This is a genomic window from Proteobacteria bacterium CG1_02_64_396, from assembly GCA_001872725.1.
Classification (GTDB): Bacteria; Pseudomonadota; MNWR01; order CG1-02-64-396; family CG1-02-64-396; genus CG1-02-64-396.
In genome coordinates, this window is sequence record MNWR01000100.1 from 1 (window position 1) to 14454 (window position 14454).

At 64.0% G+C, this 14454-nt stretch carries 10 protein-coding genes and 1 pseudogene; 6 read left to right on the forward strand and 5 right to left on the reverse strand.

Annotation, left to right across the window (positions count from 1 at the left end; genetic code table 11):
* From AUJ55_11785 to AUJ55_11805, 5 genes and pseudogenes are all read right to left on the reverse strand, one after another.
* Positions 1-1335: pseudogene (locus AUJ55_11785) on the reverse strand (restriction endonuclease subunit R).
* 50 nt (positions 1336-1385) lie between these two features.
* Complete coding sequence (locus AUJ55_11790) at positions 1386-1706, reverse strand: hypothetical protein (protein OIO54504.1); 321 nt, start codon at positions 1704-1706, stop codon at positions 1386-1388.
* A gap of 562 nt (positions 1707-2268) precedes the next feature.
* Complete coding sequence (locus AUJ55_11795; GenBank protein OIO54505.1) at positions 2269-4743, reverse strand: hypothetical protein; 2475 nt, start codon at positions 4741-4743, stop codon at positions 2269-2271.
* Complete coding sequence (locus AUJ55_11800) at positions 4727-6205, reverse strand: hypothetical protein (protein ID OIO54506.1); 1479 nt, start codon at positions 6203-6205, stop codon at positions 4727-4729. Before AUJ55_11800 ends, AUJ55_11795 begins: the two co-directional genes overlap by 17 nt.
* A 4-nt stretch (positions 6206-6209) precedes the next feature.
* Positions 6210-6701, reverse strand: a complete 492-nt coding sequence (locus AUJ55_11805) for a hypothetical protein (protein ID OIO54507.1) — start codon at positions 6699-6701, stop codon at positions 6210-6212.
* 258 nt (positions 6702-6959) lie between these two features.
* Here AUJ55_11805 and AUJ55_11810 point away from each other — a divergent pair, with 258 nt between their 5' ends.
* From AUJ55_11810 to AUJ55_11835, 6 genes are all read left to right on the forward strand, one after another.
* Positions 6960-10811: an FAD-linked oxidase gene (locus tag AUJ55_11810; protein ID OIO54508.1), complete on the forward strand. Its 3852-nt coding sequence runs from the start codon at positions 6960-6962 to the stop codon at positions 10809-10811.
* Positions 10812-11087: 276 nt separating this feature from the next.
* Positions 11088-11828, forward strand: a complete 741-nt coding sequence (locus AUJ55_11815) for a tRNA 2-thiocytidine(32) synthetase TtcA (protein ID OIO54513.1) — start codon at positions 11088-11090, stop codon at positions 11826-11828.
* A gap of 298 nt (positions 11829-12126) precedes the next feature.
* The gene (locus AUJ55_11820; GenBank protein ID OIO54509.1) at positions 12127-12564 is read left to right on the forward strand and encodes a nucleotidyltransferase; all 438 of its coding nucleotides are present in this window, start codon (positions 12127-12129) and stop codon (positions 12562-12564) included.
* The gene (locus tag AUJ55_11825; GenBank protein ID OIO54510.1) at positions 12561-12872 is read left to right on the forward strand and encodes a hypothetical protein; all 312 of its coding nucleotides are present in this window, start codon (positions 12561-12563) and stop codon (positions 12870-12872) included. The genes AUJ55_11820 and AUJ55_11825 overlap by 4 nt, the downstream gene beginning before the upstream one ends.
* A 551-nt stretch (positions 12873-13423) precedes the next feature.
* The gene (locus tag AUJ55_11830) at positions 13424-14119 is read left to right on the forward strand and encodes a hypothetical protein (GenBank protein ID OIO54511.1); all 696 of its coding nucleotides are present in this window, start codon (positions 13424-13426) and stop codon (positions 14117-14119) included.
* Positions 14116-14454: hypothetical protein (locus tag AUJ55_11835; protein OIO54512.1), on the forward strand; the 339-nt coding region annotated here is incomplete at its 3' end. The genes AUJ55_11830 and AUJ55_11835, both read left to right, overlap by 4 nt.

The window sequence follows — 14454 nt, forward strand, 5'->3', positions numbered from 1 at the left end:
GACGGTGCGGATCTGGTCGGGGTTGACGATGTTGCGATCCAACTGCGTGGCGGAATAGGCTTCGTCTTCGTCCTGCAATTCCCAACGTTTTTTGCGCGTGAGTTTTTCGCGCCGCTCCACTTGCACATGCGCGGGGATGACACCGCCGCCCTGGGTGATCTGCGTTTCGATCACATAGACTTCATTGCCCACGTTCACGCCATCGGCCACGGCTTTTTCGTGGCTGTAGTCGCTGACCACGTTCTTTTTGAAGAAGCCGTAGGTGCGGTTGTCCGGCGTGGCGGTGAGGCCGATCAGGCTGGCATCGAAGTAGTCGATCACCTGTTGCCACAGGTTGTAGATGGAGCGGTGGCATTCGTCGATGTAGATGAAGTCGAAAAATTCGGGCGGGACTTTTTCGTTGTAGACGACGGGGAGCGGCTCTTTGCCCAGCTTCAACTCGGCGGGGTTGATCTCTTCGGTGGCTTCGTCGAGCGGTGTGTCTTTGAGGATGGAGTACAGCCGCTGGATGGTGCTGATGCAGACCTGACTATCCTTGGCGACGAACGAAGACTTGAGCCGCTGCACGTTGTAGAGCTCGGTGAACTTGCGGTTATCGTCAATCGGCACATAGGACATCATTTCCTGCTCGGCTTGTTCGCCAAGGTTCTTGGTATCCACCAGAAACAGGATGCGTTTACCGTGCGCGTGCTTGAGCAGGCGATAGATGGAGGTGATGGCGGTGTAGGTCTTGCCCGCACCGGTCGCCATCTGGATGAGGGCGCGTGGGCGGTCGGCCTTGAACGAGGTTTCCAGATTGCTAATCGCGGTTTCCTGGCAATCGCGCAGGCGCAATTCCTTGGCGGGCAGTTTGTTCGGGTTGAGTTCGGGAATGTGCTGCAAACGTGCGCGCAGTGAATCACCTTGCGACAACCATTCCTTGATCGTTTCGGGGCGGTGGAAGTTGAACACCTCGCGCGAACGCGGTTTGGGATCGCGGCCATCGGTGAAACGGGTGACATCCCCGGTACTTTCGTACAAAAACGGCAGCGGCTGTTCGTTGTTGACCCACTTGAGTTTGGCGGCGGCATAACTGGCTGTTTGCGCCTCGTGAACGGTTAAACGATGCCCCTCCTCCACCCGTTTGGCCTCGATCACCCCCACCGCTTTTTTATCCACGAACAACACGTAATCCGCCGGGCCAACGTCGGTCTGGTATTCGCGCACCGCCTGCCCCAACCCCGCGCTTAGATCGAGTTTGCCGACCGATTGCACAACCCACCCCGCTTGCCTGAGCAGCGCGTCGATGGTGTCGCGGGCTTTCTGTTCTGGGTTTTGATTGCGCTGGTAGGTCATAAGCCTCCCTGTTGGCCTGGGTTTTCGCCCATTCACGTTGCTTTGACTGCTTACGTCGTCTCCCCTCGCGCCCAGGCCCCATACGCCGCCTGAACTTGGCCCTGCAAAACCACGATTTCGGGCAGGGTGTAGGGGTGCAGCGCCCGCAGCCGCTCCACCAAATCCGCCGCCCGCTCCGGCGGGGTTTTGCAGGTGAGCAACCACTCCCGAGCTTGTTCCTGCTTGCCCTCCCAGCGGTAGTGGCTGGTCACCGGTCCCGAAACCTGAACGCAGGCGGCCAGCCGCTCGGCGATCAGTGTGGCGGCGATCTGCTGAGCCCACGCCTCGTCGTCGAGGCTGGTGACCAGCATCGTAAAAGGTTCAAAGTTCATGGTGCACCCCTTTCGACCTTGCCTTTTTTGGGAGCGGACGTTTGTCCGCAAATGGAGCGTGGCCCTCCAAAGAGCAACACCGCATACCGTCGCCCCCACCTGGGCACAACCCAACAACGCTTCGCTTCGGCGACAGAAGTCGCCTCCCACAGACAAAGACGACAGTCGGGGTTTGGGGTGGCTTTTTGTAGGAGCGGTCCCCGACCGCGAATGAAGCGGCAACCCAATCGCCCCAACCCCCGCCCCCACGATGTGCCCCGAACGGGAGGTGCTGTGTCGCGTCCGCCTATCCTTGGGGTGCAGAAAGGCGGCCACGACGGAGCGTGGCCCTCCAAAGAGCAACACCGAATACCGGCGCCCCAACCTGGGCACAACCCAACAACGCAGCTTCGCTTCGGCGACAGAAGTCGCCTCCCTCAGGCAAAGACGACGGTCGGGGTTTGGGGTGGCTTTTTGTAGGAGCGGTCCCCGACCGCGAATGAAGGGGCAACCCAATCACCCCAACCCCCGCCCCCACCAAGTACCCCCTGGAGGGCGGCGTTTCTCCCCGCTGGCCGGGTGTTTACGGCCCCTCCAACGCCTGTTGCAACGGCGCCACATACCCCTTGAGTTTGGCCTCGATCTGTCGGGCGCGGGGGTCGGGGTTGTCGGCCAGGTTTTCGAGATCGGCCTGCCAACGCTCTAAGAGCGCACGCCCCACCAACGGCAAGTGGCTCCCCTCCCAAGCACGGTAGAGAATCGCCCCCTCCTGCTCGCCGCTGCCCGCCAGCGCCTGCATGGTGGCGGCGGCCTGGGCGGCAATCGCCAGCCGGTCGGGTTCCCCCGCCCCCTGCTGCCACCAACTCAGCAACATCTTGAGGTTTTGCCCCAGACGCTCCATCTCGGGGGTGGCCCGCAGCCGAAAGGCGGCCTGCTCCAAAATCGGCTGCCCCAGCCGCTGCCGGGGAGCTGAAGCCAGGGTCTTGTCGAGGGATGGCAGCGCGCACCAACGGGTGGCCAAATCGCGGTGGCCGCTCAGATCGCTCCGACGTAGCGCCTCGGCGGGCCAAGGGAATTCGGCAATGCGGGCCGGCCTGCTGAGCAGCGCCAGATGGACCCCCATCAGGTGCATCTCACCCTGGGGGAAGGCGGCCATAAACGAGGCGACCGCGGTACGCAGCGCCTCGGGGTCGAACTGGTTGAGCGCCAGCCACTGCACGAAAAGGCCATCGTCGGTCAGATGCGCCCCTACCAGCTCGAAATGCTCAACCGCGTAGAGGTTGCCCGCCCCTGCCAGGTCGGGATGGAAGAGGTCGCCGACGATGAGCGGCCATAACGCGGTGGAGCGCAGCAGAAAGCGGCGCAGGTCGCCGGGAATGACGGTCGCCCCTGGCGGCAGGGTACCGAGCTTCTCGGCCCCCGCGATGGCGGCTGGAGAGAGTTCCAAAATGGTGACATCTCGAATGTCTAAAAGAACCGCACCCGAGGCGGTGATGCCGCTGCCCATCCCCAAATACAGCGCCCGTTCGGGCAGCGAAGCGCCACCCGCCCAGGCAACCGGGGCGATTCCCAGGCGGCGCTCTTGGCGTAGCGCCACCGCATCGAGGCTGGCATCCCAATGGCGGCGACCGTTGATGAGGTAACGCACCCCCTGCGCATCTTGCGCCACCTCGCGCAATCCGGTCGCATCCTCCCCCTGCCACTGCACCGTCGCTTGGCGGGCGACAAAGAGGGGGTCGCTGGTGGTCATAAGGGGATCGAGCCCCGGTAGCCAGATCACCCCCCCGGCCAGAGCGGCGGGTAGCGCCAACCAGCGGCGGGGATTCCAGAGCAGGGCCGAAGCGGCGAGCAGTATGCTCAGAAGAAGGGCCGCCCCTTTGCTGCCCAAATCGGGCAGCAGCAACACGATGGCCAAGGTGCCGACCACCCCACCCAGCGCGTTGACGCCATAAAGCGCCCCGGCCGCCGCTCCCCCACCCCCCACGGCGCGTACCACGGCGGGGAAGAGCCAGCCCATCACGAAGGTCGCCGGCCCCACCAACAACAGCGCCAGCAGCCCGCCCAGCAGCAGCAGACTCATGGGGGCAATGTCGGGCTCAACGGCGCGTACCAGCGGACCGAGCAGCGCCATGCCGAGCCCCGGCAGGGCGAGCAGGGCGATGAGGATGACGAGCAGACGACCCGGTTCGTCGCTGCGATGGCGCCCCCAGGCCGATCCGGCGGCGATCCCGGCGATGAAGACCGCCAGAATCAACGCCAGCGCAGTGGCGGTTTGATCGACCAGCAGGCTCCACCACCGGGTCCAGACCACCTCGACCGCCACCGTGGCGGCGCCGCACAGTCCATAGGCGACCAACCAACGGGTGGGGGGAAGGGTTGCGGCGGGAGGGGGGACGTCTGCGGCAACGGGGGGCGCTCGTCGCGAAAGCCACCAGGCGATCCCCCCCACGGTCAGCGGCAGCAGCGCCACGACAACCTGGGCGCCGTGTAAACCCAACGCGGGGAGCAACAGCAGATCGGGGAGCAGTGCTCCGAGGGCGCCGCCGCAGGCGTTGACGGCGTAGAGCCGCCCGGTGGCGGCGGGCTCAAAGGGGAAAAGCCGCAGCAGCACCGGCAGGGTCGCACCCATCAAGACGGTGGCGGGGGCCAGCGCCAGCAGCCACAACAGCAACGCAACCAAGGGGTGATCGGGCAGGTGGAGCGCCAGGGCGGCGACCCCCCCCAACCACAACGGCATGAGCAGGGCGAGCAGTCCGATGGCCCCTTCGAACAGCCCGTAGAGGCGCAGCGGATGCAGGTGGGTCAAACGGTGGCGCAGCGTCCACCCCCCCAGCCCCAGCCCCCCCATAAAGGCGGCGATCACCACCCCGACCCCCCAGAGCGGCAACCCGGTCAGGGCGATGACCTGCCGCACCCAGAGCAGCTCGAAGGCAAGCGAGGAGAGCCCCGAGACGAAGAAGAGCCAGGGGACGACCCCCGCCCCCCCCCAAACGCAAACGCCGCCGGGAGTGACCCCGGCGGCGTTCTCGGTCGTGGCCCAATCAGTGGGCCGGTTCACCCTCGCCCTCCGTCTGGGCAGGGGCCGGTTTCTTGGGCGCCTCGATGATCCCCGACTGACCCGGCTCGGGATCCTCGTCGACCAGCAGCGGCAGATTGGGCACCTCGTAACCCTGTTTGGCGAAGACGATCCCCCCGGTGCTCATGAAGGCGACCTCCCACGTTTCTGAAACCATGGGGTAGATCAAGCGTTGAAAAGCCAGGGTGCCGTTTTGATCCACATCGGGGCTGAGGACCAGGTAGCCGACCTTGAACCCCTCGGTCAGCGCCTTGAAGTGCTCGGGATCCCAATTTTCGGGCAGCGGCACGGTGGTGTGGCCGCTGGCCATGGTCATGAAGCCGGGGAGCACCCCCATCATGTGGGCCCCCTCCGGCACATTCTTGGCGACCCAATCGACGGTCGCCTCCAGCCCCTTGCGCCCGTCCTGGGGAATGAACCCCTCGGCCAGCAGCGCCTTGCCGCCGATGCCGTTCAGGGTCCAGATCACACCGAGGATTCCCATCACCACCCAGCTCTCACCCTTGGGGCCGAGTCCGGCGCTGATCGATTTGAGGCCATGGACCAGCGCCACCGCCATCAAGGGGAGCAGCCCGACCAACTGCTCGGGGGCGACGAAGGGCAGAAGCAGCACCCCACCCAGCCCCAGCCAGGGGGCCAGTTCGGCGGTGCGACCGCGCAGCCAATCGAAAAAGGCGACCAGCAGGGCGATCCACAACACGATGCCGAGCAGATTGGCGCCAAAGCCACCCAGCACCGGCCCGAGCAGGGCCTGAGCAAAGGCGGGGAAGGCGGCGCTCAGGGTGAAGGTGACATCGAATCCGTACATGTAGGTCAGGATGATGGCGCCGAGCAGGCTACCACCCAGCAGGCTGCTCCAGCCGCGCGGGGCGCGGGTGCGACCGACCACCACCGCATAGGCAAGCATGGGGACGAACATGACCAGCCAGCCCCGGTCGATGGAGATCAACCCGAGGAAGGCGAACCAGGCCCCCACATGTTTGCCCGACACCAGCTTGTTCCCCTCCCCGGCGCCAGCGGCAAACATTTGCAGCATCAGCATCAGAATCAAGGCGAGCAGCCCGCCGCTCAGACTGCTGGCGGCACTCCAAAACGAGGCGGAAACGAGGATCACCGCCGGAACCAGCAACGCCGCTTCGGCCCCCATGCGCCGCCGTACCCCGATGGCGTGGTGCCACAGCCCGATGGCGGTGAGCAAAAACATCGCCGAATACAGGACGGTAGAGTTGGCGTTGACGAATTGCACCACCGGCCAGAACAGCAACAGCCGCACATCGGGAACGAACGAAACCAGTGCCGGATGGGCCATCTGGTTGAGCCATGCGGTGGTCACCACCAACATTTCGGCGCTGCGCTCCTCCATCTGCCAAATACCCAGAGGGAGCAGAACGGCCAAAAGCAGGGCGACGCCGCAGACGACGAGCCAATTCAGAGGGCGATTCATGGGGTCACTTCTTTTCGAAGAAGGTGCGGAACAGATTGTAGAAGAAGCTCCAGTAACCGATGGTCAGCAGGGTGCCGCCCACCGAGATGATGTGGATCTTCGCCCCCATCGCCGCCTTGGCCTCGGCATAGAGCATCCCCTGGTCGCGCATCAGCGCCCATTCCGACAGGCCGAGGTAGATCCAGCCGGTATACATGGTCACCGCGCCGGCCAGCATGAACCAAAAACTGACGTCGGCGATTTTGACCGAGTGAATGGGACGGCCAAAAACGGCAGGGATGGCGTAGTAGATCAATCCGATGATCGAGAAGGTGACCCAACCCAGATTGAAGATGTGGCCCAGCGCCAGAGGATCGACCTGGTGACCGGCCCGGAAGGAGGCCTCCAGAAAGTTCTGGCCCGTCGGGGTGGTCATGATGACGCCGTGAACGGCGCCGATGCTTAAGGCAAGACCGGCAACAATGAAGAATTTACGGATGTAGGCGTTCTCGTTCACAGCGGATGCTCTCGTGGTCAATGGGGAGCCCAGCCTATACAAGGCCAAAATGGGGGCGAAGCCTAAACCAAAAGGGAGGGGTGGGCACCCCTGGTTGTTGTTCGTCGGACAAATCGAACGTGCCCCAGCGATCTGTCAACCCCGATAAAAACCCACCAAAAAACTCGGTTATGGATCCCACCTCCTCGCAGTGCTAGGATCCCGCCCATTTTCCTGAGATCGACTCGGCCCCCGCACCACCGGGCCGTGGAGGCAACCATGCAACCCGACGCGCCACGTATTCGCGAAATACCCTACAACTACACCAGCTACACCGACCGGGAGATCGTCCTGCGGCTGCTGGGGGCTGAAAGCTGGGAGCGACTGGATCGCCTACGGGCGCAGCGCCGCACCGGCCAGTCGGCCCGGATGCTCATGGAGATCCTGGGCGACATCTGGGTGGTGGTCCGCAATCCCTACCTCTTCGACGACCTGCTCGACAACCCCAAGCGGCGGGCCGAGATGCAGTCGCTGCATAGCGACCGCCTGAACCGCATTCAGACCGGCGCCCACGACAACGAGGATGTCACCGCCCTGCTCGCCGCCGCCCACACCTCGGTCGCCCGCTTTCACAACGCCTTCAGGCAGACCCAGGCCCAACGGGTTAAGGCGCTGCGGGTGCTGGCCCGCCACACCAAAAAACACAACATCCACTTCGATCCCTACGCCAGGGTTTCCCACGTCACCGACGCCACCGACTGGCGGGTCGAGTACCCCTTCGTCGTTGTCACCCCCAACAGCGAATTCGAGATCTCCGGCCTGATTCGCGCCGCCAAGGAGCTCGATCTGGTGGTGATCCCCCGTGGGGGCGGAACCGGATTAACCGGCGGGGCGGTGCCGCTGCACCCCAATACGATGGTCATCAACACCGAAAAGCTCGATCACATCGGCGAGGTTGCGACCCACACCATCGAATCGGGGGATTTGGCCGGTCGGGTCATTCACACCATCACCGCCGAATCGGGGGCGGTCAACGGACGGGTGACCGAGGCTGCCAAAAAAACGGGTGGGCTGATCTTCGCCACCGATCCCACCTCGCTGTGGGCCTGCACCATCGGCGGCAACATCGCCACCAACGCCGGTGGCAAAAAGGCGGTGATGTGGGGAACCTGCCTCGACAACCTGCTGCGCTACCGGCTGGTCACCGCCGACGGCGGCTTCATGGAGGTCGTGCGGCTCGACCACAACATGGCCCGCATCCCCGCCGACGGGATCGCCACCTTTCGGATCACCCGCTTTGAATGCGACGGGGTCACCCAACGGGGCCAGGCCGAAATTCTCACCCTGCCCGGCTCGATCTTTCGCAAAGAGGGGCTGGGCAAAGATGTCACCAACAAGCCGCTCGGGGGGCTGCCCGGTATTCAAAAAGAGGGGACCGATGGGCTCATTACCCAGGCGACCTTCGTCCTGCACGAACCCTTCAATCACACCCGCACGGTGCTGCTGGAGTTCTTCCCCATCGACCTGACCGAACCGGTGCAGGCCATCGTCGAGATCAAGGATTACGTCGCCACGATCGAGGGGATCCACCTCACGGCGCTTGAGCATTTCGACGAAAAGTACGTCAAGGCAATCGGCTACAAAACCAAGTCGCGCCGGGGCAAACCGCCCCGGATGGGACTCATCATCGACGTGGGGGGCAACGACGAGGGGGCGGTCGCCAAGGCCTGCGACGCCATGGTGGCGCTGGCCAACCGGCGCGACGGCGAGGGATTCGTGGCGGTGGGGCAAGAGGCACGCAATCTCTTCTGGGCCGACCGGGGGCGGATGTCGCGCATTGCCGCCCACACCAAGGCGTTCAAGATCAACGAGGATGTGGTCATTCCGCTCCCCCGCTTGACCGAATACGCCGACTACGTCGAGCGGCTCAACATCGAGCTGTCGACCCACAACAAGGTCGACATAGCGGCCGGTTTGGTCGCCCTGTTCGAGCGGCTACGGCTGGATCTGACCGACGACGACCAGCTCACCGACCTACCCGAGCAAGACGGCTATCTGCTCGAAAAACTGGCTGAGTGCACCGCCCTGGCCGAGCAAGTGCGGGACGTCTGGCAAAACGTGCTCGACGTGCTCGACGTGCCCGCCAATGTGCACCCCGACCTGGTGCGTAATCTGGCCGCCATGACCGGGCAAGAGGGGATTCCCCAGGCGGGCAGCGAGCCGCTCTTCCGCCTCATCCAGCGCGGCGAGATCCGCATCTCCTACCGCAAAAGCCTGGAGACGCCTCTGCTGGAGATCATCGACGGATGGAGGGAGGTGGCCGACCGGATCAAGGCCAACCATGGCGCCATCCTGCGCGGTCGGGTGGTGATCGCCACCCACATGCACGCCGGCGACGGCAACGTCCACACCAACATCCCCCTCAACTCCGACCACGCCGAAATGATGCGCACCGCCCACAAGGTGGTGGAAAAGATCATGGCCAAGGCCGAGGCGCTCGATGGGGTGATCTCGGGGGAGCACGGCATCGGGCTGACCAAGCTCGATTACCTGGGGGGCGACATCAAGCAGGCGATGGTCGCATACAAAAAAACCATCGACCCCGACGACCGCTTCAACCGGGGAAAACTCGTCCCTGGCACCGATCTCACCTTTGCCTACACCCCCTCGTTCTCGCTGCTCGAACACGAGGCGCTGCTGATGAAGGCGGCCGACCTTGAAGAGCTCTCCGAGTCGATCTCCGACTGCCTGCGCTGCGGCAAGTGCAAACCGGTCTGCCACACCCACCATCCACGCGGCAACATGCTCTTCGCCCCGCGCAATAAGATTTTGGCAACCGGCCTCATCATCGAAACCTTCCTTTACGAAGCGCAGACCCAGCGGGGGATTTCGTTCCAGAACTTCGAAATGCTCGAAGAGGTGGCCGACCACTGCACCGTCTGCCACTCGTGTGAGAAACCCTGCCCGGTCGACATCGACTTCGGCGACGTCACCCAGAAGTTGCGCGACCTGCTGCGGGCCAAGGGCAAGGCGAGCCTGCGCCCCATGAAGAAACTGGCGATGGCCTTCCTGCTGGCCAAACAGCCGGGGACGGTCAACGCCATGCGACTGGGGATGATGCGCATCGGCATGAAGGCGCAGCGCACGGTAAGCCTGTGGCTCAAGGGGCTTGGGGTGATCCAGAAGCAGGATCACCGCAAGTTCGCCCCCACCGGCCAAGGGATTCAATCCCAGGTGATCCGCTTTATGGAGCGGCCTATGCCGAGTGTTCCGGCCCAAACCATGCGGGCGAGCCTGGGGATCGAGGACCGCAACACGGTGCCGATTCTGCGCGACGTGGCCAAAGACGAAGAGACGATGGAGAGCGTCTTCTACTTTCCCGGCTGCGGCTCCGAAAAGCTCTTTTCGAATGTGGGGCTGGCAAGTCTGGCGATGCTGCACCACGCCGGAGTCCGCACCGTGCTCCCCCCCGGCTACCTGTGCTGCGGCTACCCCTCGCGCACGGCGGGGGACGCCCCCGAATCGGACCGCATCACCTATGAAAACCGGGTGCTCTTCCACCGCATGGCGACCGCGCTGTCGTACCTCGACATCAAGACGGTGGTGGTTTCGTGCGGCACCTGCTTCGACCAACTGATGATCTACGAGATGGAAAAAATCTTTCCCGGCTGCCGCATCGTCGACATCCACGAGTTGCTGCTGGAGCGGGGGTATGGTGGATTGGGGGTTGCCGGAAGGCAGTACATGTACCACGAGCCCTGCCACACCCCGCTGAAACACCATGGGGCCCAGAAAACCTTGGCCACCTTGATCGGTGAGGGGGTGAGCCACCCCGAACGTTGCTGCGGCGAGGCGGGGACGCTCGCCGTCACCCGTCCCGACATCGCGGCCAAGATTCGCCACCGCAAAGAGGAGGAGATCGAAGCGATCCCGATTCAAAGCGGCGACCGCAAGATCCTCACCACCTGCCCCGCCTGTTTGCAGGGTTTGAGCCGCCTGGCCGACGAGACCGGAGCCGAAGCCGAGTACGTCGTCACCGAGATGGCGGCCACCGTGCTGGGCAAAGGCTGGGAGCAGCGGTTTGTGAACCATGTGCTGAACAAGGGTGGGATTGAGCGGGTGCTGCTGTAAGGAGGCGCCGATTCAAGGCAAAACTCCGTCATTGAAGCGCCTGTAAATCCCCCCTGCCCCCCCTTTGACAAGGGGGGGACGCTCACGGACGGGGGCGTTCGGGTCGGGTTAATCAGCGCTCCCCCAAATCCGATCCTCACCCGCTTCATCCAACGATCCGAACCGCCAAGGCCACCCATGAGCACCCAGTTCGTCACCACCCACCCCGAGGGACTTGCCGCCGATCAAGACCGCGCCACCCTTCCCCAGTGGGCTCAGGGCAAACCACCCAAACGGATCCTCAAACCGGTGGGGGAGGCGATTCGGCGCTGGAACATGATCCGCGAAGGGGATCGGGTGCTGCTGGGGCTGTCGGGGGGTAAGGATTCGATGGCGCTGCTGCTGGTGCTGCGCCACCTCCACCGGGCCAGCCCCGTGAGGTTCGAGCTGGGGGTCGCCAACATCAACCCCCTGACCGACAGCTACGATCCCGAACCGCTGCACGAGATCGTGCAAAGCCTGGGGCTGCCCTTCCACATGGCGCGGGAAGACCTGCTCACCCGCGCCCGCAAACACATCAAAAACGCCTCCTACTGCTCGTTTTGTTCGCGCCTGAAACGGGGTCTGTTGTACCAAATTGCCCGCACCCAGGGGTACAACGTCCTGGCGTTGGCCCACCACCAGGACGACATCGCCCAATCGTTTTTGATGAGCGCCTTTTACAACGGCAAGCTCTGGACGATGGCCCCCAATTACGCGGTGCGCGAAGGGGATTTGCGGGTGATCCGCCCCATGGCGCTGGTGCGCGAGCGGCAAAACCGGGCCTATGTGGCCGAGGCGGGAATCCCCGTCATCGAGGAGAACTGCCCCGCCTGTCTGATGGAGGAGCGCAAGGAGGGGGAGGTTGAACTGCGGATGCCGACCACCCGGGAGCACATCAAGGCGCTGCTGGCCCGCGAAGAGCTGGAGCACCCCCGTTTGATGGACAGCCTGATGACGGCGATGGGGCCGCTGCTGGATCGGGAGGGGGCCGAGTAAGGCTAAGGAAGCGCTGATTTATGAAGCGCTTCTGGGTGGCCCAGGGATGGGCTGCCAAAATAGCGCGCTGTCGTAGGAGGCGACCTGAGTCGCCGAAGCTTTTGGTTTTTGCGCAGCGTGCTGATTCAAGGTAGGAGGCCTTTAATCAGCATTTCCTTAACGACGCTCTGCGATTCAAGCCCGTCGAACAGGACGATGATCACTACACGCGCTCGTCTTGAGCCTGTCGACACAGGCGATTGCTTTGTACCCTTGATCGCCCAGGTACGCCGGTCGCCCGCCTTGCATGAGGACGCCCATGAACGCAAACGAGCCTCACGACATCCGCTGGATTCAACGATTCGACAACTACCTTCGTGCCTTCCAAACCCTGGTGGAGGCCGTGGCGCTGTCGCATATCCGGGCACTGACCAAGCTGGAACAGCAGGGGCTCATCCAGAGTTTTGAGTTCACCCACGAACTGGCCTGGAACCTCTTGAAGGACTACCAGGAATACCAAGGCATCAATGGGCTGATCGGCTCCAAGGATGCCACCCGCTCCGCCTTCAAAAACGGACTGATCGAACAGGGCGACGATTGGATGAAAATGATCGCCGATCGCAACCTGACCTCCCACACCTACAGCCCCGACATCGCCCAGGCGGTCGCCGACGACATTCTCTATCGTTTCTACCCCGCGTTCGTAAGCCTTGCCCAACGCTTCACCGCCCTGCGCGACGCACACGAGGCCCCATGAACCACGGTCTGAGCGACGCCACGGTTCACAAGATTCGAGATGTATTGGCCCTCTTTCCCGAGGTCGAGCAAGCGGTGCTCTACGGCTCGCGAGCCAAGGGCAACTATAAGCCGGGCTCCGACATCGACCTGACCCTGCTTGGCCCCAACCTCAACTCCGATCTTCTGGCCAAGATCGCCGACGCCCTGGACGACCTGCTGCTCCCCTACACCATCGACCTTTCGAGCTTCGCGGCGCTGGATCATGCAGGGTTGCGCACGCACATCGAACGGGTGGGGGTGGTGTTCTACCGGGCACAAAACGGCTAAGGAAGCGCTGATTTATGAAGCGCTTCTGGACGGCCCAGGAATGGGATGCCCAAATGGTGCGCTGTCGTAGGAGGCGATCTGAGTCGCCGAGGCTCTGCCGGTTTTGCAAGCGGAGCAAAAACGACGCTTTTGGCGGAGCGTGCTGATTCATAGGCAGGAGGCCTTTTTTCAGACTTGAGGTTCGGCCACGGGGTGGCCTCCTACGCGCAGTGACCCCTGCGTCGGTCCAGGCCTGACCCGAAACCCCCATCCCGGCGTCATCCCCGCGCAGGCGGGGATCCAGCGGTCGCGGGGGCGACCGCGCTGGGGGGGATGGGGACGCGGCGGGGGGGCGGGACGTGATCGCGCCGGGGGCGGCGCTCCTACCGCGTCGCCTCAAACGCCATCGCGCCGGGGTGGCGCTCCTACCACATCGCCTCAGGGCGCCTACTCAAGCCCCGTCCAAAACCCCTCGCGGCCTACCCCCTTGCCTTTCCCCCCCTCCTGACGCACCCTCGTATTACGGAATATCAATTCGTGTTCACAGTGTGAGATTCGGATACGGGGTTGTCATGCGGTACCTCCTGCTTCTGGTTGCTCTGTCTTTGGCTGCACCGGCCCAGGCCCACGATCTGTGGTTCGACCCCCTCCCCGACGGCGCGGTGTTGCACTACGGCCACCAGCATTCGGGCCACGAGGGGGTGGCGCTGCTCGACGCGCAGATGGCCCCCCCCCAAACCGCCACCTGCCTGCCCAACCAAGGGGCGCCCGACCATCCCGCCCCCCCGACCGCCCTCCCCTTTCGCTTCACCCACAACTGCGCCGCATGGGCGGTGAACCTCACCCCCACCTTCTGGAGCAAGACGGTCTACGGCACGAAACCCCAACCGAAAAACGAGGTGCCGGGGGCGATACGGGCTTGGCAATCGCGGGAGGCGCTGACCTGGATCGCCTCCTGGCGCCCCGAACTGACTCAACCCCTCGCTGGCAAGGGGTTGGAGCTGAGCCCCTTGGAAAACCCCCTGGCGCTTGGCGTCGACGACAAACTCCACCTGCTGGCGACCTTCGACGGGCAGCCGGTCGCCGGGGTCACGGTCGCCTACCGGGGCGATCCACGGGGGGTGAGCGACGACGCGGGGCACATCAACATCCGCCTCAAGGAGGGGGGGGTGCAGCTGATCGAGGCGAGCCTGGAGCGCCCCTTCCCCGGCCCCGAGGCCGACCAGACGATCTGGACCGCCACCCTGCAATTCGAGATCGCACCGTGAGCAGACGTCTCCTCCTCCCCCTGCTGCTGCTCCTTCCCTTGCCCGCATGGGCGCACGACGTCATCCACCAGGTGACCCAAGGGCAGGCAACCGTGGTTGCGGTGGGGTTCGCCGACGGCAACCCCCTCGACTTTTCGGCCTTCGAACTCTACCGGGGCGACGAGACGATCCCCTTCGCGGTGGGACGGACCGACGCCGCCGGACGGGTGGTGTTCATCCCCGACCAACCCGGCCCCTGGCGGGTCAAGGTTTGGTCCGACGACGGCCACGGCGGCGATTTCAAACTCACCGTCGCCTCACCCAACACCCCCTCGACCCCCGCCCCCACCACCGTC

Coding starts and splice junctions, on each gene's coding strand:
- AUJ55_11825 (OIO54510.1), top strand. CDS start 12,561: ATGAACCACGGTCTGAGCGACGCCACGGTTCACAAGATTCGAGATGTA.
- AUJ55_11810 (OIO54508.1), top strand. CDS start 6,960: ATGCAACCCGACGCGCCACGTATTCGCGAAATACCCTACAACTACACC.
- AUJ55_11830 (OIO54511.1), top strand. CDS start 13,424: ATGCGGTACCTCCTGCTTCTGGTTGCTCTGTCTTTGGCTGCACCGGCC.
- AUJ55_11800 (OIO54506.1), bottom strand. CDS start 6,205: ATGAATCGCCCTCTGAATTGGCTCGTCGTCTGCGGCGTCGCCCTGCTT.
- AUJ55_11820 (OIO54509.1), top strand. CDS start 12,127: ATGAACGCAAACGAGCCTCACGACATCCGCTGGATTCAACGATTCGAC.
- AUJ55_11790 (OIO54504.1), bottom strand. CDS start 1,706: ATGAACTTTGAACCTTTTACGATGCTGGTCACCAGCCTCGACGACGAG.